Origin of the sequence: Sphingomonas lacusdianchii, assembly GCF_022664395.1 — a bacterium.
Lineage (GTDB): Bacteria > Pseudomonadota > Alphaproteobacteria > Sphingomonadales > Sphingomonadaceae > Sphingomonas > Sphingomonas lacusdianchii.
The window spans coordinates 36,447-57,907 of record NZ_JAKRET010000003.1 but is presented as its reverse complement, the minus strand read 5'-3'; the positions used below and the strand labels follow the sequence as shown (position 1 = coordinate 57,907).

Annotated in this window: 20 protein-coding genes and 1 other RNA gene; 14 read left to right on the top strand and 7 right to left on the bottom strand. The window is 66.7% G+C overall.

All coding sequences use genetic code 11. The features are described from left to right. The first annotated feature begins 29 nt into the window (after positions 1-29). The 5 genes from MF607_RS05155 to MF607_RS05135 all read left to right on the top strand — a co-directional run bounded on the left by MF607_RS05155 (position 30) and on the right by MF607_RS05135 (position 4,873). Positions 30-464, top strand: a complete 435-nt coding sequence (locus MF607_RS05155; RefSeq protein WP_242116509.1) for an iron-sulfur cluster assembly scaffold protein — start codon at positions 30-32, stop codon at positions 462-464. Further along, positions 464-2,248 (top strand): cation:proton antiporter domain-containing protein, encoded by a 1,785-nt coding sequence (locus tag MF607_RS05150; protein WP_242116508.1) that lies wholly within the window; start codon positions 464-466, stop codon positions 2,246-2,248. Before MF607_RS05155 ends, MF607_RS05150 begins: the two co-directional genes overlap by 1 nt. An 84-nt stretch (positions 2,249-2,332) precedes the next feature. After that, positions 2,333-2,473: a hypothetical protein gene (locus MF607_RS05145; protein WP_242116507.1), complete on the top strand. Its 141-nt coding sequence runs from the start codon at positions 2,333-2,335 to the stop codon at positions 2,471-2,473. Then, positions 2,466-3,821: a DUF5935 domain-containing protein gene (locus MF607_RS05140; RefSeq protein ID WP_242116506.1), complete on the top strand. Its 1,356-nt coding sequence runs from the start codon at positions 2,466-2,468 to the stop codon at positions 3,819-3,821. The genes MF607_RS05145 and MF607_RS05140 overlap by 8 nt, the downstream gene beginning before the upstream one ends. After that, complete coding sequence (locus MF607_RS05135; protein ID WP_242116505.1) at positions 3,818-4,873, top strand: acyltransferase family protein; 1,056 nt, start codon at positions 3,818-3,820, stop codon at positions 4,871-4,873. Before MF607_RS05140 ends, MF607_RS05135 begins: the two co-directional genes overlap by 4 nt. Before the next feature lie 325 nt (positions 4,874-5,198). Here the strand turns inward: MF607_RS05135 and MF607_RS05130 are convergent, their stop codons facing one another. Next, entirely contained in the window at positions 5,199-5,411 is a 213-nt protein-coding gene (locus MF607_RS05130; RefSeq protein ID WP_242116504.1) for a hypervirulence associated TUDOR domain-containing protein, read from the bottom strand. Positions 5,412-5,500: 89 nt separating this feature from the next. On the opposite strand from MF607_RS05130, the gene MF607_RS05125 reads away from it, so the two are divergent. Beyond that, a complete protein-coding gene (locus tag MF607_RS05125; protein WP_242116503.1) occupies positions 5,501-6,643 on the top strand; it encodes a glycosyltransferase family 4 protein in 1,143 nt (380 codons plus the stop codon). A gap of 39 nt (positions 6,644-6,682) precedes the next feature. After that, entirely contained in the window at positions 6,683-7,018 is a 336-nt protein-coding gene (locus MF607_RS05120) for a DUF423 domain-containing protein (RefSeq protein WP_242116502.1), read from the top strand. A 63-nt stretch (positions 7,019-7,081) separates the two neighbouring features. On the opposite strand, the gene MF607_RS05115 is transcribed toward MF607_RS05120, so the two are convergent. From MF607_RS05115 to MF607_RS05105, 3 genes are all read right to left on the bottom strand, one after another. Then, entirely contained in the window at positions 7,082-7,519 is a 438-nt protein-coding gene (locus MF607_RS05115) for a GNAT family N-acetyltransferase (RefSeq protein WP_242116501.1), read from the bottom strand. A gap of 161 nt (positions 7,520-7,680) precedes the next feature. Further along, positions 7,681-9,177 (bottom strand): anthranilate synthase component I, encoded by a 1,497-nt coding sequence (trpE, locus tag MF607_RS05110; protein ID WP_242116500.1) that lies wholly within the window; start codon positions 9,175-9,177, stop codon positions 7,681-7,683. Beyond that, positions 9,174-11,123: a peptidylprolyl isomerase gene (locus MF607_RS05105; protein WP_242116499.1), complete on the bottom strand. Its 1,950-nt coding sequence runs from the start codon at positions 11,121-11,123 to the stop codon at positions 9,174-9,176. Before MF607_RS05105 ends, trpE begins: the two co-directional genes overlap by 4 nt. 129 nt (positions 11,124-11,252) lie before the next feature. Between MF607_RS05105 and tpiA the strand changes: the two genes are divergently transcribed. From tpiA to ffs, 3 genes are all read left to right on the top strand, one after another. Further along, entirely contained in the window at positions 11,253-11,999 is a 747-nt protein-coding gene (gene tpiA / locus MF607_RS05100) for a triose-phosphate isomerase (protein WP_242116498.1), read from the top strand. A gap of 107 nt (positions 12,000-12,106) precedes the next feature. Continuing rightward, positions 12,107-12,508: a hypothetical protein gene (locus MF607_RS05095; protein WP_242116497.1), complete on the top strand. Its 402-nt coding sequence runs from the start codon at positions 12,107-12,109 to the stop codon at positions 12,506-12,508. A gap of 38 nt (positions 12,509-12,546) precedes the next feature. Beyond that, positions 12,547-12,641, top strand: an RNA gene (gene ffs / locus MF607_RS05090) — signal recognition particle sRNA small type. Here the strand turns inward: ffs and MF607_RS05085 are convergent. The 3 genes from MF607_RS05085 to MF607_RS05075 form a co-directional block, all read right to left on the bottom strand. Next, a complete protein-coding gene (locus MF607_RS05085; RefSeq protein ID WP_242116496.1) occupies positions 12,641-13,978 on the bottom strand; it encodes a serine hydrolase in 1,338 nt (445 codons plus the stop codon). The two genes, ffs and MF607_RS05085, sit on opposite strands and share 1 nt — an antisense overlap. A 62-nt stretch (positions 13,979-14,040) precedes the next feature. Next, the gene (parE, locus tag MF607_RS05080; RefSeq protein WP_242116495.1) at positions 14,041-16,020 is read right to left on the bottom strand and encodes a DNA topoisomerase IV subunit B; all 1,980 of its coding nucleotides are present in this window, start codon (positions 16,018-16,020) and stop codon (positions 14,041-14,043) included. Positions 16,021-16,339: 319 nt separating this feature from the next. After that, on the bottom strand, positions 16,340-17,110 hold the full coding sequence (locus MF607_RS05075) for a GcrA family cell cycle regulator (protein WP_242116494.1): 771 nt from the start codon (positions 17,108-17,110) through the stop codon (positions 16,340-16,342). Positions 17,111-17,196: 86 nt separating this feature from the next. On the opposite strand from MF607_RS05075, the gene MF607_RS05070 reads away from it, so the two are divergent. From MF607_RS05070 to hslO, 4 genes are all read left to right on the top strand, one after another. Continuing rightward, positions 17,197-18,033 carry an ABC transporter permease gene (locus MF607_RS05070; RefSeq protein ID WP_242116493.1) on the top strand — a complete coding sequence of 279 codons (837 nt, stop codon included), beginning with the start codon at positions 17,197-17,199 and terminating at the stop codon, positions 18,031-18,033. A 97-nt stretch (positions 18,034-18,130) separates the two neighbouring features. After that, a complete protein-coding gene (locus MF607_RS05065; protein WP_242116492.1) occupies positions 18,131-19,321 on the top strand; it encodes an aspartate aminotransferase family protein in 1,191 nt (396 codons plus the stop codon). Between the two features lie 142 nt (positions 19,322-19,463). Beyond that, on the top strand, positions 19,464-20,381 hold the full coding sequence (argF, locus tag MF607_RS05060) for an ornithine carbamoyltransferase (protein ID WP_242116491.1): 918 nt from the start codon (positions 19,464-19,466) through the stop codon (positions 20,379-20,381). A 149-nt stretch (positions 20,382-20,530) separates the two neighbouring features. Further along, positions 20,531-21,445 (top strand): Hsp33 family molecular chaperone HslO, encoded by a 915-nt coding sequence (gene hslO / locus MF607_RS05055; protein ID WP_242116490.1) that lies wholly within the window; start codon positions 20,531-20,533, stop codon positions 21,443-21,445. The last annotated feature ends 16 nt before the right edge of the window (positions 21,446-21,461 follow it).

Genomic DNA, 21,461 nt, shown 5'->3' with positions numbered 1-21,461 from the left:
CGTCACGATCGCGCCCTACATCCGGTCGCGTGACCGCCAATCTCTACAATACCGAAATCCTCCGCCTCGCCGCCGAGACCGCGCAGACCGTCCGCCTGCCCGACCCCCATGCCAGCGTCGAGAAGCGATCGCCGATCTGCGGAAGCCGGGTGACGGTCGATATCGCGCTGGATGAAGACGGCCGGGTCGCAGCGGTCGGCATGCTGGTGCGCGCCTGTGCGTTGGGACAGGCATCGTCGGCGCTGCTGGCGCGCCGGATCGTCGGGCGGAGCGCAGCGGAACTCGCCGCCGCGCGCGACGCGCTGACCGCTTGGCTGGCGGGGGAAGGCGATGCGCCCGATTGGCCCGGACTGACGCTGTTCGAACCGGCGCGCCCGCATAGCGCACGCCATGCCTCGATCCGGCTGGCGTTCGAAGCGGCGGCCGAGGCGGCGGCGATCGCCGGGCAGCGGGCTGCCGCCTGATGGAGCATGGCACCGCGTCGCTGTTGCATGATTTCGCGCCGTTGCTGGGCGCGGCGCTGATCTTCGTTCTGATCTTCCGCAAATTGGGGCTGGGCGCGACGCTCGGCTATCTGGTCGCCGGATCGGTGGTCGGGCCGCAGGTGCTGGGACTGGTCGGCAATGCCGAATCCAAACTGGCGATCGCCGAACTTGGCATCACGCTGCTGCTGTTCCTCGTCGGTCTCGAACTCAGCCCGTCGCGGCTGTGGCAGATGAAGCGCGATATCTTCGGCCTCGGGCTGATGCAGGTTGTGCTGTGCGGTGTCGCGATTACCGGCGTGGTGTGGCTGGCGACGCATTTTAGTTGGGCCGCCGCGCTGGCGCTCGGCCTGCCGCTGGCGTTGTCGTCGACGGCGCAGGTGCTGCCGATGCTGCAATCCGCAGGGCGCATGAAGACGCCGTTCGGTGAGCGCGCCTTCGCAATCCTGCTGTTCCAGGACCTGTCGATCGTCCCGCTCATCACCATCGTCGCCGCGCTGTCGCGCAATCCGGCCGATGCCGGTGGACCGCCGGGATGGCAATTGGGGCTGTGGACGGTCGGCGCGGTCGTCGGGCTGATCCTTGCCGGGCGGTTCCTGCTTAGGCCGATGTTCCGCCTGATCGGCAATATGGGCGAGCGCGAGATGTTCGTGTTCGCCGGGCTGTTCACCGTGATCGCCAGCGCGGCGGTGATGCAGGCGCTGGGGCTGTCGACCGCGCTCGGCGCGTTCATCGCCGGGGTGATGCTGGCCGACAGCCCGTATCGCCACGAACTGGAGGCCGATGTCGAGCCGTTCCGGTCGATCCTGCTCGGGCTGTTCTTCCTCGCGGTCGGCATGATGCTCGACCTCGGCGCGATCGTCGAACGGCCGGTGTTCGTGGTCGGCATGGCGATCGCGCTGATCGCGACCAAGGGGGTAGTGATCTTCGGTCTTGGGCGGCTGTTCGGGATGCCGTGGCGCGGGGCGCTGGCGCTGGGGCTGTTGCTGAGCCAGGGCGGCGAATTCGGCTTCGTGCTATTCGCGCAGGCGCAGAACGCGCTGCTGATCGCGCCAGAGGCGGCCAGCGTGTTCGGCGCGATCGTCACCCTGTCGATGGCGACGACGCCGTTCCTGATGATGGCGACACGCCGCTTCCGCGCCGATCCCGACAAGAAGCATGGCGACACCCCCGAAGGTCCCCGCCATGACGGGGCCAGCGCGGTCGTCGTCGGCTATGGCCGGTTCGGGCAGACCGTGGCGCAGATGCTGCTGGCGCAGGGGATCAGCGTCACCGTGATCGACCACGACGTCGAGATGATCGAGATCGCCGGCAGCTTCGGGATGAAGGTCTATTATGGCGACGGCACCCGCATCGACCTGTTGCGGCTGGCGGGGGCGCAGGATGCCGAACTCCTGCTGTTCTGCGTCGATGGCGATCCGCTCGACGGCGACTCGGTCGCGGCGATCCATCAGGCGTTTCCGACGCCCGGCATCTTCGTGCGGGCCTTCGACCGGCGGGCGGTGGTCAAGCTGGCGGGCGCCCCGGTCGAGGGCGTGTTCCGTGAGGTCCTCGATTCGGCGGTGACGATGGCCCGCGCTGCGATGACCTGCGTCGGCGTCGACGATGGCGAGATCGACCGGACCGAGGATCTGTATCGCAAGACCGACGCGAAGCGGCTGATGCAGCAGTCCGAGACCGGCGACCTGCGCCAGGGTCGCGAGATGATCTTTACCCACGCCCGGGTCAGCGCCGCGCCGGGCACGGTCGCCGACGACGCGGGGTAGCGCGCTGGCTCCTGCGTTCCATCGCGCTTAACGTCGCAGCAACCTCGCCGCCTTATGTTGGCGGCGAACGCGAAAGGTCTGCTGATGATCGACAATTTCTCGCTGGGCCTCACGCATTTCCTGATGCTGCTGGTGGTGTGGCGGCTGCTGCGGCGCGACGATCTGGATCGCGAGGGCGAGCCGGTCAGGGCGCGGGTGCGGCGGGGTCGGCGTCCGGGTGCGTGACCTAGTTTTCGTTGCGTTTCTGTGCGCGTTGTTCGCCGCCGGGTTGCGGCGGCCGTTCGTGTTCGTGCTCACCTATGTCTATATCGATATCGTCTCGCCGCAGCGGCTGACCTATATCCTGCTCAATTCGGTGCCGATTTCGTTGATCGCGGCGGGCCTGTCGGTCGCGGCGTGGATGGTGGTCGACGACAAGCGCGACACGCGGATCGCACCGCGTCAGCTGCTGATGCTGGCGCTGCTTTTCTACTGCCTGTGGACGACGAAGACCGCCGATTTCCCGGTCGATGCGCAGTATAAGTGGGAATGGGTGTGGAAGGCGCTGGCCTTCGCCATCTTCCTCCCGCTCACCCTGCGGACGCGGTTGCGTATCGAATCGCTGTTGCTGTTCATGGTGCTGTCGGCAGCGTCGATCATCATCGTCGGCGGGATCAAGACGCTGGGGTCGGGCGGCGGCTATGGCGAGCTGAACCTGATGGTGTCGAACAATGCCGGGCTGTACGAAGGATCGACCATCTCGACGGTCGCGATCGCGATCATTCCGCTGATCCTGTGGTTCAGCCGGTTCGGCACGGTGTTCGCGCCCGACTGGCGGGTGCGGACTTTCTGCTTCGCGCTGGTCTTCTCCTGCCTGCTCATCCCGGTCGGCACGTCGACGCGGACCGGGCTGCTGTGCATCGGCCTGCTCGGCCTGCTGATGTTGCGCGACGTCAAGCGGCGGCTGACCTATCTGGCGCTGGCCGGGGCGGCGGGGATGCTGGCGCTGCCCTTCCTCCCCTCCGCCTTCACCCAACGGATGGAGACGATCGGCACCTATCAGGCCGACGCATCGGCATCGACGCGGCTGGCGGTATGGGCTTGGACGCTCGACTATGTGCAGCAGAACCCGTTCGGCGGCGGCTTCAACGCGTTCCTGCAGAACCGCATCCGCTATGAGAAGGTTGCCGTGGTCGGCGAGGGCGGCAACCGGACGGTCGAGCGCAGCCTCGAGGTCGACAAGGCGCGGGCCTATCACTCGGCCTATTTCGAGATGCTGGGCGAACAGGGCTGGCCGGGGCTGTTCCTGTGGCTGGCGATCAATCTGGGCGGGCTGTTTCGGATGGAAGTGCTGCGGCGGCGCTATGCGAAGGCGGATGCGGGCGAGACTTGGGTCGTGCCGCTCGCCGCCGCGCTTCAGAACGGGCATATCGTCTATCTGTTCGGCGCGAACTTCATCGCCATCGCTTTTCAACCATTTGTCTTCATGCTGATCGGCGCGCAGATCGGCCTCGACACCTATCTGGCGCGCAAACGGGCCGAGGCGGCGTGGCGACCGCTGCAACGGCGTAAGGCGGGGACGATCGCAGCATGAACGAGTTGAAGGCGCTGACCGGTGCGCGCGGGGTCGCGGCATGGTGGGTGGTGTTGTTCCATCTGCGCGGATCGATGGGCACGCTGCATCCTGCGGTCGAATCGGCAATCGCCAAAGGCTATCTGGCGGTCGATTTCTTCTTCCTGCTGTCGGGGTTCGTGATCTGGTTGTCATGGGGGCAGCGGTTCCGGGAACGCGGCTTTGCCGAGGCCGGGCGCTTCCTGTGGAAGCGGATGGCGCGCATCTGGCCGCTGCACCTGTTCGTGCTTGCGTTCGCGGTGGTGCTGGCGGTCGTGCTGGCGGCGAGCGGACGCGATATCGAACGCTTCCCCTTCGCGGATCTGCCGCTCCATATCGTGCTGCTGCAAAGCTGGGGGTTTGTCGAACCGCTGGCGTGGAACGATCCGGCATGGTCGATCTCGGCGGAGTCGGCGGCGTATCTGCTGTTCCCGGTGCTGGCGGTGACGATCGACTGGCGGCGCATGCCGAGCTGGGCGCTGGTCGCGGTGATCGCCGTGCTGCTGTTCGGACTGCTGCCGCTTGCCGGGCAGGACGGGCTGGGTGCCGACCTGCGGCGCTTTGCGGTGGCCCGGTGCGTCATCCAGTTCGCGGCGGGCACCGCGATCGGGGCGCTGTGGGTGCGGTGGCGGCAACGCGATGCGGTTGCCGGGGCGGCGGTGCTGCTGGCCGGGGCGCTGGTCGTCGGATGGGGGTTGCGGCTGCTGCCCGAACCCCATGCGCTGCCGCCGGCGCTGGCCTGCCTGTTGCTGGCGTGTGCGATCCTGTCGAACCGGCGGGGCAATCCGCTCGAATGGTGGCCGATCCACCGGCTGGGCGAGATCAGCTATGCGACCTATCTCGGTCACTTCCTGCTGTGGTTCGTGTTCAAACTGCTGTTCGTCGCCGATGCGGCGGTGGCGCCTGCGTGGGTGCTGGCGCTGTATGTCGTCGCGGTGATCCTGTCGTCGGAGGTGCTGTATCGCTACGTCGAGCGTCCGGCGCAGGGACGGGTCAACCGGCTATGGGACCGGCGACGGGTGGCGGTGGCGTAGCGTCGGGCAAATGGTCGCGCCTGCCTAGCTTGAGCGCGCTGCGAACGTCGCACGCTTAATAACGTGATGACAGCAGGCAGAACCGTTCGTGCTGAGTAGGGGCTGAGCGAAGTCGAAGACCCGTATCGAAGCACCGGCCGCAGACGGTCCTTCGATACGCCATTTCGACAGGCTTAATGGCTACTTACAACGAACGAGTCAGGTCATGTCGTCCCGTTAAGTTGCTGATCCCGCGTACCCTGGGGTACGACAGGGAACGTTCGCAAGGGTCCCGCCGGCGCGGTACGGGCGAGCATATGTCGGAATCGCGGAATAGCGCTTCGACCTAATCCAGCTCGCTCCCGCGCTTCAGCACCTTCGTCCCGTCCTCCTGCTCGATCAGATAGGCCGGATTGTCCTTCGTCCCGTTCTTGGTGATCTTGCTGCCCTTGATCGTGCGCTGGACCCGCTTTTCAAATCGTTCCTCGACCTTGCCCTCGGCGGTACCGTTGCCCCACGACCATTTGACCTTCTCGCCCTTCTTGTAGCTGTCGCTCATCTGTCCACTCCTGTTGCCGGCCCGGTCAACTGTCTGCGGTCGCATGCGTTCCGGTGGCGTACGGCGCGCACCCGCGCTATGGCGCGGCGATGAAGGCTTCCCAACTCCGCGTGGCGATGTTCAGCGGAAACTATAACTATGTCCGCGACGGCGCGAACCAGGCGCTGAACCGCCTTGCCAGGCATCTGCTCGACCGTGACGTGGCGCTGCGCGTCTATTCGCCGACCGTTGCCCATCCGGCATTCCCCCCGACCGGCGATCTGGTCAGCGTGCCGGCCTATGGCATGCCGGGCGGACGCGGCGAATATAAGCTCGCCCGCGGACTGACGGCAAAGACCCGCGCCGATCTCGAAGCGTTCCGGCCGAATATCGTCCATGTCTCCGCGCCCGACATTCTTGGCCACCGCGCACTTAGTTGGGGCCGGAAACGGGGGATAGCGACGCTCGCTTCGCTCCACACCCGCTTCGAAACCTATCCGCAATATTATGGCATCGGCTTTCTCGGGCCGCTGGCGCTGGCCCTGTCGAAGCGCTTCTACAACCGCGCCGATCAGGTGATGGTGCCCGGCCGAGGCATGGCCGAGCTGTTGCAGGACTGGGGCGTCACCAGCCCGATCGGCATCTGGTCGCGCGGTGTCGATCACCACCGCTTCAACCCGGCGATGCGCGATCTCGACTGGCGCCGCTCGATCGGCATCGGCGATGACGAGGTCGCGGTCAGCTTCCTTGGGCGGCTGGTGCTGGAAAAGGGGCTCGACATCTTTTCCGACGTCGCCACCGAATTGCAGCGGCGCGGCGTCAGGCATCGCATCCTCGTGATCGGCGAAGGTCCGGCGCGCGACTGGTTCGCCGAACGTGTGCCGCACGCGGTATTCGCCGGTTTTCAGGCGGGCGACGATCTGGGCCGCGCCGTCGCGTCGATGGACGTATTCTTCAACCCCTCGATCACCGAGACGTTCGGCAATGTCACGCTGGAGGCGATGGCGGCCGGCGTGCCGGTCGTCGCCGCGCGTGCATCGGGCGCGGTCGGGCTGGTCGACGACCGCCGCACCGGCTTCCTTGTGCCGCCGCGCGACGTGCCTGCCTATGCCGACGCCATCGCCCGGCTGTGCGAAGATGCCAATCTGCGCTGGCATATGGGCCTTGCCGGGCATGAAGACGCCAAGGAATATGAATGGGACCGCGCCAACCAGGCGGTGCTCGACGCCTATTTGCGGATCGTCCGGGGATAGCCCCTGTTCGCCGCCAACGACCATGACCGGAGCCAGCCGATGAACCTCCTCCTGCTCGCCGCCGCCCTGTCCGGGGCCATGGCCGTCGCTGCCGGCGCGTTCGGCGCCCATGGTGCTTCCGGCCCGGCGGTCGACTGGTTCAAGACCGGCGGCCAGTATCAGCTCGCCCATGCCATCGCCGCGCTGGTCGCGCTGAACCTCGGCGCGCGCGGGCCGGGTTGGCTGTTCGTGGTAGGCGGGTTGTTGTTCGGCGGGTCGCTCTACGCGATGGCGCTCGGCGGCCCGCGCGGCGTTCTTGGCCCGATCACCCCGCTCGGGGGGCTGGCGATGATTATCGGCTGGCTATGGCTCGGCTGGATCGCGCTCAGGCGGTAGCGCGGACGCTTTCCTACAACCGGCGCCCCGCGCTAGCGTCGCACCGCTCTTTCGCCGGTAAACTCACCCGATCGCGATCGCGTAGGTATGGAACTGCGCATCGCGCGTCCATCCGGCACGGACATACAGCGCGTGCGCCGCGCTGTTGTCGACCGCGGTCGACAGCGACATCCGCGCCGCTCCGCTGTCGCGCGCGACGTCGCAGGCGGCATGCAGCAACGCCGCGCCAATTCCGCGACAGCGCGCCTCGGGCCGGACATACAGGTCGTTCAGGATCATCGTCGGCTGCATCCGCACCGACGAAAAGCTCGGATAAAGTTGCGCGAAGCCCGCATCGTCCCCGGCGATCAGGATCACCGACTGCCCCTGTTCGGTCCGCTCGGTCAGGAACCGGCGCGCACCCGCTAAGTCGCTGGCTTGGCCGTAAAATTGTCGATACGCGTCGAACAGCGGGACGACGCGATCGATATCCTGCAACGTCGCGCGGCGGATATTGTCCATGGCCTTCCTCGCTCGCGGCCCGCACGTGTCAACTTCCACGCGTCCGCCGAATCACTATGCCGCAGCAAAGTCGAGCAAAGTCAACATCTTGCCCGCCAACTGCGCTCACACGACTACGCCGCGCAACCTTAACGTAGCGCAAACTTCGTCAACTTCCGCGCCTATTGTCCGAAACGGGCCTTTGCCGCCTGCGCCACCGCCTCGCGCGCCGCCGCCAGCAGCGCGCCGGCCTTCGCCTCGCACTCGCGCTGTTCATAGGCCGGGTCGCTGTCGGCGACGATGCCCGCGCCCGACTGGACGTGCATCACCCCATCCTTGACCACCGCGGTACGCAGCACGATGCACGAATCCATCGACCCGTCGGGGCTGAAATAGCCGACCCCCCCGGCATAGGCACCGCGCCGTTCGCGCTCCAGTTCGGCGATGATCTGGCACGCCCGCACCTTGGGCGCACCCGATACGGTGCCGGCGGGGAACCCCGCGAACAGCGCGTCCAGCGCATCCGCATCCGGGCGCAGCGTGCCGACGACGTTCGACACGATGTGCATCACATGGCTGTAGAATTCGACGGTATAGCTGTCGGTCACCCGCACGCTGCCGCTCGATGCGACCCGGCCGACATCGTTGCGGCCAAGGTCGAGGAGCATCAGATGCTCGGCACGTTCCTTCGGATCGGCGAGCAGGCTGGTCCGGTTCGCCTCGTCCTCCGCCGCTGTGGCGCCCCGTGGGCGCGTGCCGGCGATCGGGCGGATCGTCACCTCGCCATCGCGCAACCGCACGAGGATTTCGGGGCTCGACCCGGTCAGCGCAAAGCCCGGCAGGTCGAGATGGTAGAGGAAGGGCGAGGGATTGATTCGCCTGAGCGCGCGGTACAGCTCGAACGGCTCCAGCGGGAAGGGGCTGGTAAAGCGCTGCGCCAGCACGACCTGAAAGATATCGCCCGCCGCGATATATTCCTTCGCCGCCGCGACCATCTCGCCATAGCGACCCGCCGGCAGCGTCGGCGTCAGCGCCATCTCGGGGGCTTCGGTCAGCCGGGTGGAGGCGGGCAGGGTAGCGGCGTCGAGCGCGGCACAGGTCGCCTCGATCCGTTCGACCGATCGCTCGACCGACGCCCCCGGCCATACCGGGGCGACGACGAACAGCGTGTCCGACAGCCGGTCGAACACCAGCAGCACCGTCGGCCGCACGAACATCATGTCGGGCAGGCGCAGCGCATCCTCGGCCGCCTGCGGCAGTTGCTCGACCAGCCCGACCGTCTCATAGCCGAAATAGCCGACCAGACATGCCAGCGCCGGCGGCAGCGCGGCAGGTACGTCCATCCGGCACTGCCCGACCAGCGTCCGCAGCGCCGCCAGCGTCGGCTCGCCGCACGGCGCGAACGCTTCCCGATCGGTCAGCCAGCGCGGATTGATCGCCGCGTCATCCCCCTCCGCCCGGAACACCAGATCGGGGGCGAGGCCCAGCAGACTGTAGCGACCGCGCACCGAACCGCCCTCGACCGATTCGAGCAGAAAGTCGCCGCGTCCCGGCTGGATTAGTTTCAGCGCAGCGGCGACCGGCGTTTCGGTATCGGCGACACGCGTCGTCCACAGCAGCGCGGGACGATCTGCCGCCAGCGCGGCCTGCGCCGCCGTTACCCCTTCGACGCCGTTCATTGCGCGGCAGGCGCGGCCGACCCGGCCAGTTCACCGCGCAGACGGCTGATCGTCGCGCCATTCTTGGTCACGCCGACCTGCCGCCGCACCGCCTCGACGAACTGTTCGGCATATTCGTTGCCGCTCAGCCGCCCCAGTTCGCGCCCGATCCCGGTGATCGCAGCCTTGTCGCTGCTCGCATCGCCCCGCGCGATCGAATCGAGATAGACGACGATCCATCCTTCGCCGTCCGGGGCGGCGGTCAATCGGGCCTTTTTCGGTGCCATCGCGAACATCAGCGACAACGCGGGAGGCACCTGCGCACCCAGTTGCGACAATTGCTGACGCGATGCGGTCACCGGCCGCGGGGCGGGCAGGCGGGCACCCGACTGGGCGACCGCGGTGTTCAGCGGCATGCCGCCATTGACCTTGTTCAGGATCTGCTGCGCGATCACCCGCGCCGCCTTCATCGCCTGATCCTTCAGATACTGGCCGACCACCTGCTCGCGGATTTCGGCCAGCGGACGCGGCGCGGCGCGGGTCACGTCGCCGGTCGCGACCAGCGCGAAGGTACCGTCGGCCTGGGTCTGCACGATCTGCGGCGCGTCGCCTGCTTCGGCAGCGAAGCCCGCCTCGACGATCGGGGCGATCGCCGGGTCGGGCTGGCCGGGCTTCATCGGGTCGATCCCCTGCGCGGTGATCGGGGCGGTCGCCTGTGCGGTCAGCTTGGCATCGGCAACGATTTCGTCGAAGGTCGCGCCATCGGTGATGCCGCCATCGATCTTTTCCTGCACCGCACCCAGCGCCGTCGCGCTCTTGGTCTTGGTCAGCTCGGCGACCAGTTCGGGACGCGCTTGTTCAACCGTCTTGCCGGGAACCTGCGTGACCGCATCGACCTTCAGCACCACGAAGCCGAGCGGCGCGCGGACCGGGCCGATCACCGCGCCCTGCTGCGCGGCAAAGGCCGACTTGGCGATGTCCGCCGACGTCCGTGCGGCCAATTGGCCCTGCGTCTGACCGGTCAGCGTCGTTGCCTCCAGCCCCAGGGGACCAGCGGCAGCGGCGACGCTCTGGCCACCGCGTACCGCCTGCGCGACGCGGTTCGCTGCCGCTTGATCGGCGATGACGACCTGCGACACGGTGCGGGTTTGCGACGCAGCGAAGCGCGCGGCGTTCGCACGATAGGCCGCCTGAATCTCGGCATCGGTCGGGGCCGATTGTGCCGCGACGCTCGCCGGGCTGACGATCGCATAGCGGATCACCCGGCGTTCGGGGATCGTGTAGCGGCCCTGATTGGCGGTGTAATAGGCCTGCAACTGCTGGTCGGTCGGTGCCGCCGGCGCGGGCAGTGCCGCCGTCGGCACGATCGCGACCTGACCGGTGCGCGATTCCTTCGACAGCGAGGCATAGGGCAGCGCCAGCTGCTGCGGCAGGAAACTGTTCTCGATCGTACGGCCGAGCATCATCCGGGTCAGCACGGTGCGACGGAAATCGTCACGCAGCTGTTGCGGCGTGATCCGCGCGCGCGCCAGCGCCTGGTCGAACGCCTGCTGGCTGAACTTGCCGTCCAGCCCCTGAAATGCCGGCAGGCTGGCGATCTGTCCGTCGATATAGCGGTCGCTGACCACCAGCCCGTGATCCCGGGCGAACTGCATCAGCGCCGAATCCGAAATGGCGCGTTCCAGCGACCCCTCGAACCCGCCCGCCGCAATATACTGCGCGGCGGTCAGCCCCGGCTGGCGCTGTGCCGCGTTCTGCACGTCGTTCTGGATCCGCTCGCGCAGCGCTGCGTCGCTGATCTCCTGATCGCCGACCTTCGCCACCGCCGCGCCGGCACCGCCCATCGAAGCGGGACGCAGGCCCTGGATATCCGCCATCGCGAACCCAACGGCAATCACCACCAGCAGCAGCAGACCGATGAAGATGCCGACCTTCGACTTGGTCATGCGCCTGAAGAAACCGAGCATCCGTGCAACCGATCGAGAGGAATGAAAGGAGGCTGCTTTAGAGACGGGTCGCCGCCGCTTCAAGGTTGCGCGGACCGCCAGAGACGCTATCGGCTGTAGAACATGTAAAACAGGCTGGGAGCCGGAACGATGAGTCGTCGCAAACTGGTCGCGGGGAACTGGAAGATGCACGGGCTGCGTGGGCAACTGGCCGAGATCGAGGCGATCGATGCCGCTGCCGCCGCCGCGCCCGATGTCGATGTCATGCTGTGCCTGCCGGCGACGCTGGTCCATCACGCCGCCGAAGTCGCGAAGTCGGTGCGGATCGGCGGGCAGGACGTGCATGCCAATGATCGTGGTGCGCATACCGGTTGCCTGTCGGCGGAGATGCTGCGCGAGGCGGGGGCCAGCGTCGTGATCGTCGGCCATAGCGAACGCCGCGCCGATCAGAACGAAACCAGCCACGATGCCTGGGCCAAGGCGGCGGCGGCGCGGCGGCAGGGACTGGACGTGATCCTGTGCTGCGGCGAGACCGAGGCCGAGCGCGACGCCGGCCGTGCCGAGCGCGTAGTGCAGGCGCAGATCGAGAAGTCGGTGCCCGAAGGGGCGAGCGGCGACTGGTTCACCCTTGCCTATGAACCGCGTTGGGCGATCGGCACCGGCCGCACCCCTTCGGCCGATGAGATCGCCCAGGTCCACGCGATCGCCCGTGCCAAGCTGCGCCAGATGGTCGGCGACGCGGCCGATGGCATCCGCATCCTCTATGGCGGTTCGGTGACCGGCGCCAACGCGGCGGCCATTCTGTCGATCGACGACGTCGACGGCGCGCTGGTCGGCGGTGCCAGCCTGACCGCCGAGAAATTCGTGCCGATCATCAAGGCGGCGGCCGCGCTGTAAAGGGTGATGGAGCGGACGGGCGGTCGTCTGCGTTGATCGGCCATCAGCGCCCGTTCAGTTGTAATCGCTTAAGGACGTGCGCATCGCTCTTTCCCGGGACTTTCGCCATGCGCCTGCCGATCCTGATGCTTGCTTCCGCCCTGCTCGCTACCCCTGCGGTCGCACAGGATCGCGCCGCTGCCGGAGAGGCGGCACTGGCGCGGATCGTCGATGGGCGGACCGTGGGCAAACCGGTCAACTGCATCAATTTGCGCGATATCCGGTCGAGCGAGATCGTTCCCGATCTTGGCATCGTCTATCGGATGAACAATGGCACGTTGATGGTCAACCGGCCCGAAGGCGCGCCGATCCTCGATCGGGACGACATTCTCGTTACCCGCACGATCGGCACGCAGTTGTGCCGTATCGATATCGTCAATCTGGTCGACCGCGCCTCGCAGATGGCGAGCGGGTCGTTGGCGTTGAACGATTTCGTCCCCTATTCGCGCCTGCCGCGCAAGGCGAACTGACGCCCTTGCGTCGGGGCGGCGCTTCGCCCATATGGCGCTCGGGAGTCGGGCGGACGATGCCGTCGCCAACCCGGTCAGGTCCGGAAGGAAGCAGCCGCAACGATTTCGCAGCGGGTCGTCCGGCTCCCACCCCTAACGCGGCGCGGCAAGTTCCAGCGCGCGACCCAGCAAACCCGTGAAGCGCAGCGTATCGACGTCCTTGGCCGGATCGTTGACGCCGCCCGAAAGCGCGTACCAGTTGCCGTCCTTGCCCTGTAGCAGGAAGGTCATGGTGAGGACGCCCGGCTCCGAACCGCCCTTGTAGCCGACATAGCGCCAGTTCGCCGCCGGTTCGGGCAGGCCGGGGTTCTTGGACAGGACCGCGCGGAGGTCCGCGCCGGCCGGGCCGTCAAAGTGCCTCCGCAGCCAGTCCATGGTCCGCACCAGATCGTTCGGGCTGGCGAACCATTCGAGGTGCTCGATACGCAGCGGCTTGCCGTCCTGGAACAGCCCTGCCGGGATTGCAGCGATCGGCGTGTCGCGGACCGGCCCGTCGAGAAACGCCCGACGCTGCGCAGCCGGCATCGCCAGATATCTGCTGCCAAGCGCGCCGCCATCGACGCCTTTCAGTTTGAACACCTCGAGCGCGCCGAGAAACGGTACGTTACGCGCGCCGCCATCAGTCATGCCGACCACCGGCAGCATCGCCTCGACCTTCTGCCGGCCAAGATGGAACAGGAGGATGTCCGTCGCGCTATTGTCGCTGACCGAGATCATCCGCTCGGCCAGTTCGCGCAAGGGGATGCGCGTCCCCTTGGGCTGTTGCGCATAGCCGCCGCCGGGCAGCGCCGACCCGTCGAGCGTAACGACGTCGCTCCACTTGCGCTCGCCGGCTTCGATCGATCGCACCAGTTCGGCGAGGATCACCAGCTTGAACGCCGAACCGATCGCCAGCGGCGTGGTCGGGGCATGCGCCGCGATCGATACCGGTGCACCGCTCCCCAGTCGCGACAGCGCGAATCCGCTTTTCCCCGGCATCGCAGCCAATTGGTCGATCACCGCTTCAACAGTCGCCGCCTGCGGGCCCCGTGGCTCGGCGCCTTTGAACAACAGGCCGACGATCTGGTTCGGGGCGGCGGGATCGAGCGCGATTTCGGCGTTCAGCAGCCCGCGTTCGAAGCCGATCCTGAACCGGGCCATGAGCGGCCCGACCGGTTCGATCTTGTCGACACCGGTCGGCTTGCCCAGCGAAGCGGTGATCTGTGCGGTCAGCGCATCCAGCTTCGCTTTGGGCAGGGCAGCGCGGAAAGACGGCGCGAAGACCACGTCGAAATCGCCATTGCCGCCGAGCAGCGCCACCACGTCGTCGGTTCGTTGCTTCAGTTGCGGCGATGGCGCGGCCGTCGTCGTGGCCGGAGCGGCGGGGGGCGGGGTGGCGGGCGTCGCTGTCGCTTGCAGTGCCAAAGCGATCATGCCGATGGCGAACCCCATATTTTCCCCCGATATTGTTTCGCCCGATCATGCGGGGGCGACCGATGGGGGTCAATCGATCATCAGGCGTCGATCACCTCGTCGTCGAGCCGCGCGGCATTCTCTTGAATGAAGGCGAAGCGGTGCGCCGGGTTGGTGCCCATCAACCGGTCGACCAGATCCTTTACCGCTGCGCGTTCCTCATATTCCTGCGGCAGGGTGATGCGGATCATGCTGCGTGTCTTCGGATCCATCGTCGTTTCGCGCAGCTGACCGGGGTTCATTTCGCCCAGCCCCTTGAACCGGCCGACCTCGACCTTCTTGCCCTTGAACGCGGTGCGTTCCAGCTCGGCGCGATGCGCGTCGTCGCGCGCATAGAGCGACTTCGCGCCGACGGTCAGGCGGTAGAGCGGCGGTTGTGCCAGATAAAGGTGCCCGCGACGGACGACCTCCGGCATTTCCTGAAAGAAGAAGGTCATCAGCAGCGTGGCGATATGCGCGCCGTCGACATCGGCATCGGTCATGATGACGATGCGTTCGTAGCGTAGCGCGTCGGGCTGGCAATCCTTGCGCGTCCCGCAGCCCATGGCGAGGATCAGGTCGGCAATCTCCTGATTGGCAAGGATCTTGGCGCTGGTCGCCGAGGCCACGTTCAGGATCTTGCCGCGGATCGGCAGGATCGCCTGGGTCTTGCGGTCGCGCGCCTGCTTGGCCGAACCGCCCGCCGAATCGCCCTCGACGATGAAGAGTTCGGTGCCGGCGGGATCGTCGGACGCGCAATCGGTCAGCTTGCCGGGCAGGCGCAGCTTACGCGAGGAAGTCGCGGTCTTGCGCTTGACCTCGCGCTCGGCCTTGCGGCGCAGGCGTTCGTCCATCCGGTCGAGGACGAGACCAAGCAGGGCCTTGCCCCGGTCCATATTGTGGCTGAGGAAATGGTCGAAATGGTCGCGTACCGCCTTTTCGACGAGGCTGGCGGCTTCGACGCTGGTCAGGCGATCCTTCGTCTGGCTCTGGAATTGCGGGTCGCGGATGAATACCGACAGCATCAGTTCGCAGCCGACGGTAACGTCGTCGGCGGTCATGTCCTTGGCGCGCTTGTTGCCGACCAGATCGGCGAACCCGCGCAGGCCCCGGACCAGCGCCTGCCGCAGTCCCTGTTCATGGGTGCCGCCATCGGGGGTTGGGATGGTGTTGCAATAATAGCTGTAGCTGCCGTCGCTCCATAACGGCCACGCGACGGCCCATTCGACGCGGCCGGCTTCGCCCGGGAAATCCTGTCGCCCGGTGAAGAAATCGGCGGTCGCACATTCGCGGCCGCCAATCTGTTCGCGCAGATGGTCGGCAAGGCCGCCGGGAAACTGGAACACCGCCTCGGCCGGTACGTCGGTGCCGGCGACCAGTTCGGGCGCGCATTTCCAGCGGATCTCGACCCCTGCGAACAGATACGCCTTGGAGCGCACCAGCTTGTGCAGCCGCGCCGGCTTGAACTGGAGGTCGGCAAAGATTTCGGCGTCGGGCGTGAACGCGACCAGCGTACCCCGGCGATTGGGGGCGGCACCGACATGTTCGAGGGGGCCGAGCGTCTGCCCCCGCGAGAAACGCTGGCGATAAAGCTGCCGGTCGCGCGCAACCTCGACCACGGTATCGACCGACAGCGCGTTTACGACCGAAATGCCGACACCGTGCAGGCCGCCCGATGTCGCATAGGCTTTACCCGCGAATTTGCCGCCCGAGTGCAGCGTCGACAGAATGACTTCGAGCGCGGACTTGTCGGGGAATTTGGGGTGCGGATCGACCGGGATGCCGCGGCCATTGTCGATGATCGTCAGCCGGTTGCCGATGTCCAGCTGCACCTCGATCCGGGTCGCGTGCCCCGCGACCGCCTCGTCCATCGCATTGTCGAGCACTTCGGCGGCGAGGTGGTGCAACGCGCGTTCGTCGGTACCGCCAATATACATGCCCGGCCGGCGACGAACCGGTTCCAACCCCTCCAACACCTCAATCGACGATGCGTCATAGGCGGGCGGGGTGGGGACGTTCGCTTCGAACAGATTATCGGCCATGGCGGGCGTATAGAACGAAACGGGGCCATCCGCAAAGCGGGGGTAGGGGTGTTTGGTGGCGACGGTTGCCGCACCCCGGTCACCCGGACCGCTTCCGGGTTCCACGCTTCTATGGGCGATGGCGCCTGGCTCCTATTGCCTCACCGTCAGCGACGCGGTGAAGCCGGGAACAAGTCCGAGGTGATGAGAGCAGAAGGAGGCATGAAACTGCCGTGCAGGCATGGGCAAAGCCCATGCCGTCGGCCGCGGCTTTGGGCCGCGCCGGCCGGACGAGCACCGGTGCGCGTCCGGGCTTAAGCCCGGACTTGCGCGCTCGGCATCAACGAACCCGGGGCCCGCCATAAGGCAGCGGCGGCGGCGGGCGACGATCGCGACGGGGAAGCTGCGCCTGATAAGCGTGACCGCAATGGTCGACGCAATAGGGGAATCCCGGATTGACCTTGTCGCCACAGAAATGGAAGTCCGGCTCGCCCGGGTGACCGATCGGCCATTTGCAGATGCGGTCATTCAGGTCGAGCAGCGTCGTCTTGCCGGCAATGGCATCGCTCGGGCGCGCGGGGACAAGGCGACGCGGCGGCGCGGGCGTCAGCGGCGCGGTCTGCTCGCCCGGATTCTGACGCAGGAAGCCGCCGGGGCCGACTGAACGCATCACCGGCGCGTCGTTACGGGGGGCGGGGGGCGCAACCGCGTCCTCCTCGTCCTCTTCCCCGTCGTCGCCGGCATCGGCGCTGGCGGGTAACGGGGTGAAGGGGTCGTCATCGACCGGCTGGGGCGGCGCGGGCTTGGGCGGCGGCGCAGCGACGACCGGCTCGGGCTTGGGTTCGGGTTTCGGCGGGGGAGGGGGCGCCGCTACGACCGGCGCGGGTTCGGCGGGCGCCGGCTTGGGTGCAGGGGCCGCCGCCGGAGCAGCCGCCTTGGTCGCGTCGTTGGAGCGCACCGGCGACGGGCGCGACTGCAGGCCCAGACGATGCGCCTTGCCGATCACCGCATTGCGGCTGATCCCGCCAAGCTCCTCGGCGATCTGGCTGGCGGTCATCCCCGATTCCCACATCTTGGCCAGTGTCGCGATGCGTTCTTCGGTCCAGCTCATGCCCGTCCTTGTCCTTCACATTCCTGTGGCGCCCGGCCGACCTTGATCCTTGCCGCCGCCTTCGCCAGCGATTAGGCGACACAGCCATGCAGGAACAATCCCCGTTGCGCGCAAAAATCGTCCTTGCCGAACCCGGCGTGCCCGTCATCCGGAACGTCAACTGGGGCGGCTTGCGCACGCTCTATATCAAGGAGGTGCGCCGCTTCTTCAAGGTGCAGCTTCAGACGATCTGGGCGCCGGCGGTCACGACGCTGCTGTTTCTCGTCATCTTTTCGGTGGCGATGGGCGGAGCGGGGCGGACCGTATTGGGGGTGCCGTTTCCGGATTTCGTGGCGCCGGGGCTGATCGCCATGGCCATGCTCAACAACGCCTTCGCCAATTCCAGCTTCGCGCTGCTGGTCGGCAAGATCCAGGGGACGGTCGTCGATTACCTGATGCCGCCGCTGTCCACCGGAGAGTTGCTGGCCGCGCTGGTCGGCGGGGCGGTGACGCGCGCCTTCCTCGTCGGGATCGTATTGTGGGGAGCAATGCTGCTCTATCCCGGCGTCCATGTACTGCCGCGGCATCCGGGCGCGGTGCTGTGGTTCGGGCTGTTCGGATCGGCTTTTCTGGCGCTCGCCGGGGTCATGACCTCGATCTGGGCGGAAAAGTTCGATCATGCCGCGGCAATCACCAATTTCGTGATCGGGCCGCTGACGCTGCTGTCGGGCACCTTCTATTCGGTCGAGGCGCTGGCACCGACCTTCCGCTCAATCAGCCATCTCAATCCGTTCTTCTACATCATCTCGGGCTTTCGTTACGGCTTTCTCGAACGGGCCGATTCGCCGGTGCTGCTGGGCGGTGCGGTGATTTTACTGGTCGATATTGCAATGGCTATCGGCTGTTACGCCCTGCTGCGCTCGGGATGGAAGCTCAAGAATTGACGTAAGCCTCTAAGGAGCGGTACAGCGCCGCTCCGGGCGGCCCGGTTGGCCGCCCTTTTGCGTTTTCAACGCCGTTATTTCTCAAAGGAGCAGTTCGATGACGACCCCCGCGCTCATGCCCGTCTATCCACGGTGCGGCGTGCGTCCGGTCCGAGGCGAAGGCTGCTACCTGTACGGCGAGGACGGCACCGAATATCTCGACTTCGCCGCCGGTATCGCCGTCAATGCGCTGGGCCACGGCCATCCGCACCTGACCAAGGCGATCCAGGAACAGGCCGCGACGCTGATCCATGTCAGCAACCTGTACGGCAGCCCGCAGGGCGAGGCGCTGGCGCAGCGGATCGTCGACAACAGCTTTGCCGACACGGTATTCTTCACCAATTCTGGTGCCGAAGCGGTCGAATGCGCGATCAAGACCGCGCGCCGCTTCCATTTCGCCAACGGCAATCCCGAACGGCATACGCTGATCACCTTCAACCAGGCGTTCCATGGCCGGACGCTCGGCACGATCTCGGCCACCAATCAGGCCAAGATGCGCGACGGGTTCGAACCGCTGCTGCCCGGTTTCAAATATGCCGAATTCAACGATCTCGAAGGCGCGCTGGCGCTGATCGACGACAATACGGCGGGCTTCCTCGTCGAACCGGTGCAGGGTGAGGGCGGCCTGCGCACCGCGACGCCCGAATTCCTGACCGGTCTGCGCAAGGCCTGCGACGAGCGCGGGCTGTTGCTGGTGCTCGACGAGGTCCAGTGCGGCTATGGCCGGACCGGCACGCTGTTCGCGCACGAGCAGTACGGCGTGAAGCCCGACATCGTCTCGGCGGCGAAGGGCATTGGCGGCGGCTTCCCGTTCGGCGCCTGCCTCGCAACCGAGGAAGCGGCCAAGGGCATGGTGTTCGGCACCCATGGTTCGACCTATGGCGGCAACCCGCTGGCGATGGCGGCGGGGCAGGCGGTGCTCGACGTGATGCTCGAGCCGGGCTTCTTCGACCATGTCAAGACCATGGGCGACCGACTGCGCGCCAGTCTTGAACAGATGATCCCGAATCACGATCACCTGTTCCAGGAGATCCGCGGCATGGGGCTGATGCTCGGCATCAAGCTGAAATCGGACAGCCGCCGCTTCGTCGCGCATCTACGCGATCATCATAATCTGCTGACGGTGGCCGCCGGCGACAATGTCGTCCGCGTCCTGCCGCCGCTGGTGATCGACGAAAGCCATATCGCCGAAGCGGTAGAGAAGCTGTCCGCCGCCGCCCGGGTCTATGTGCCCGTCGCCGACGATTGATTGAAATTCCTCCCCGTACGGGGAGGGGGACCATGCGAAGCATGGTGGAGGGGGACCGCTCCGAAGCGCAGCGTTGGTGGAGAACCCCCTCCACCGTCCTGCGGACGGTCCCCCTCCCCGTGCCGGGGAGGATTTACCCATTATGCGCCATTTCCTCGATCTCGCCTCGGCCGGTGCCGACGGCATCGCCGCCATCCTCAACGACGCGCTCGATGCGAAGGCCGCGCGCAAGGGGTGGCCGAAGGGCCGCGCCGATGCGGACGCTTCGCTAGCCGGACACACGCTCGCCTGCGTGTTCGAGAAATCGTCGACCCGCACCCGGGTCTCGTTCGACATGGCGATGCGCCAGCTCGGCGGTTCCGCGCTGGTGCTCGATGCCGGCACCACCCAGCTCGGCCGTGGTGAGACGGTGGCCGATACCGCGCGCGTGCTCTCGGGCTATTGCGACGCGATCATGGTCCGCACCGACGATCCGGCCAAGCTGGACGAAATGGTCCGCTATGCCTCGGTCCCGGTCATCAACGGCCTGACCGATCATTCGCATCCCTGCCAGATCGTCGCCGACCTGCTGACCGTCATCGAAGCGGGCAAGGCGTTGCCGGGTACGAAATGGGCGTGGCTGGGCGACGGCAACAACGTCCTGCACTCGATCGTCGAGGCCGGTGCACTGATAGGCTTCGACGTCGTCGCCGCCTGTCCCGAAGGCTATGATCCGTCGCCCGAGGTGCTGTCGGCAGCGGGCGCGCGGGCGACGATCACCCGCGATCCGATTGCGGCGGTTCGCGATGCCGACGTCGTCGTCACCGACACCTGGATCTCGATGGGGCAGGCCCATGCCGAACAGAAGCTGGCGGCGATGGCACCCTATCAGGTCGATGCGGCGCTGATGGCGCATGCAAAGCCCGACGCCGTGTTCCTCCACTGCCTGCCCGCGCATCGCGGAGAGGAAGTTACGCCCGACGTCATCGACGGACCGCAATCGCTGATCTGGCCGGAGGCGGAGAACCGCCTGCACGCGCAAAAGGCGATCCTGCGCTGGTGCTTCGGCCTGGTCGGTTGATCTGAAACCCCTTGGACGGGGCGACCTGTCCATTGCCGGGCATTTCGCACGCGCAACATGACGCAAAGCGCTTGCGGAATCAGGTATCGGCTCCCATGTGAGCGATCGATCACAGTTTGCCCGCATGCCGGGCCGCAGGGAGCCCGATCTTGTCCGAACCCGTCCGCCTGCCTGACCTCGATCGTGCGATCGGGTTCACGCTGCCCGATCACCATGCCCGCGGTCGCGTCGTACGGCTGGGGCCGGTGGCGCAGTCGATCCTCGCTGCCCACGCCTATCCCGCACCGATCGAAAAGCTGCTGGCCGAAACGCTCGCGCTGACCGCGCTGCTTGGGTCGACGCTCAAGGAAGCCGAAGGGCAGTTGACGCTGCAGGCGCAGACCCAAGGCGGGATCATCCGCCTGATGGTCGCCGATTACAAGAATGGCGAACTGCGCGGCTATGTCGATTTCGATGCCGAGCGGCTGGCCGAACTCGGCGAGGACCCCTCGCTGTTCGCGATGTTTGGACAGGGGTATCTTGCGATCACCTTCGATCAGGTGACGTCGGGCGAGCGCTATCAGGGCATCGTCCCACTCGACGGCGACTCGATTGCGGCGGCGGCAGAAAGCTATTTTCTGCAATCCGAACAGATACCTTCGCTGGTCCGCCTCGGCATCGGCGTCGACGACAATGGCCAGCGGATCGCCGGCGGCATCTTTCTCCAGCATCTGCCCGAGGGCGAGGAAGGACGCGAACGGTTGCATGTCCGGCTCGACCATCCCGAATGGCACCATGTCGAGGCGCTTGGGTCGACGATGGGGGCGGACGAACTGACCGATCCGATGCTTCCGCTCGAAACGCTGGTCTGGCGCCTGTTCAACGAGGAGCGCGAGGTCCGCATCCTCGCCAGCACCGATATGTCGCGCGGGTGCCGGTGCGACCGCGACTATATCGCCGGCGTGATCTCGCGCTTCCCGGTCGAGGAACGCGCGGCGATGGCCGACGAGAATGGCATCATTACCGTCGACTGCGCCTTTTGCGCCACGAAATTTCCGCTCGCGGTCGCCGACATCGCATCCTGACGCGTACGGGGGAGGG

Excerpts from the sequence above, each read along its gene's own strand:
- MF607_RS05145 (WP_242116507.1), top strand. The coding sequence starts at position 2,333 with ATGATCGACAATTTCTCGCTGGGCCTCACGCATTTCCTGATGCTGCTG.
- MF607_RS05065 (WP_242116492.1), top strand. The coding sequence starts at position 18,131 with ATGACGACCCCCGCGCTCATGCCCGTCTATCCACGGTGCGGCGTGCGT.
- MF607_RS05075 (WP_242116494.1), bottom strand. The coding sequence starts at position 17,110 with ATGAGCTGGACCGAAGAACGCATCGCGACACTGGCCAAGATGTGGGAA.
- MF607_RS05115 (WP_242116501.1), bottom strand. The coding sequence starts at position 7,519 with ATGGACAATATCCGCCGCGCGACGTTGCAGGATATCGATCGCGTCGTC.
- MF607_RS05130 (WP_242116504.1), bottom strand. The coding sequence starts at position 5,411 with ATGAGCGACAGCTACAAGAAGGGCGAGAAGGTCAAATGGTCGTGGGGC.
- MF607_RS05135 (WP_242116505.1), top strand. The coding sequence starts at position 3,818 with ATGAACGAGTTGAAGGCGCTGACCGGTGCGCGCGGGGTCGCGGCATGG.
- parE (WP_242116495.1), bottom strand. The coding sequence starts at position 16,020 with ATGGCCGATAATCTGTTCGAAGCGAACGTCCCCACCCCGCCCGCCTAT.
- MF607_RS05070 (WP_242116493.1), top strand. The coding sequence starts at position 17,197 with ATGCAGGAACAATCCCCGTTGCGCGCAAAAATCGTCCTTGCCGAACCC.
- MF607_RS05085 (WP_242116496.1), bottom strand. The coding sequence starts at position 13,978 with ATGGGGTTCGCCATCGGCATGATCGCTTTGGCACTGCAAGCGACAGCG.
- MF607_RS05125 (WP_242116503.1), top strand. The coding sequence starts at position 5,501 with ATGAAGGCTTCCCAACTCCGCGTGGCGATGTTCAGCGGAAACTATAAC.
- trpE (WP_242116500.1), bottom strand. The coding sequence starts at position 9,177 with ATGAACGGCGTCGAAGGGGTAACGGCGGCGCAGGCCGCGCTGGCGGCA.
- MF607_RS05105 (WP_242116499.1), bottom strand. The coding sequence starts at position 11,123 with ATGCTCGGTTTCTTCAGGCGCATGACCAAGTCGAAGGTCGGCATCTTC.
- argF (WP_242116491.1), top strand. The coding sequence starts at position 19,464 with ATGCGCCATTTCCTCGATCTCGCCTCGGCCGGTGCCGACGGCATCGCC.
- MF607_RS05095 (WP_242116497.1), top strand. The coding sequence starts at position 12,107 with ATGCGCCTGCCGATCCTGATGCTTGCTTCCGCCCTGCTCGCTACCCCT.
- MF607_RS05120 (WP_242116502.1), top strand. The coding sequence starts at position 6,683 with ATGAACCTCCTCCTGCTCGCCGCCGCCCTGTCCGGGGCCATGGCCGTC.
- tpiA (WP_242116498.1), top strand. The coding sequence starts at position 11,253 with ATGAGTCGTCGCAAACTGGTCGCGGGGAACTGGAAGATGCACGGGCTG.
- MF607_RS05150 (WP_242116508.1), top strand. The coding sequence starts at position 464 with ATGGAGCATGGCACCGCGTCGCTGTTGCATGATTTCGCGCCGTTGCTG.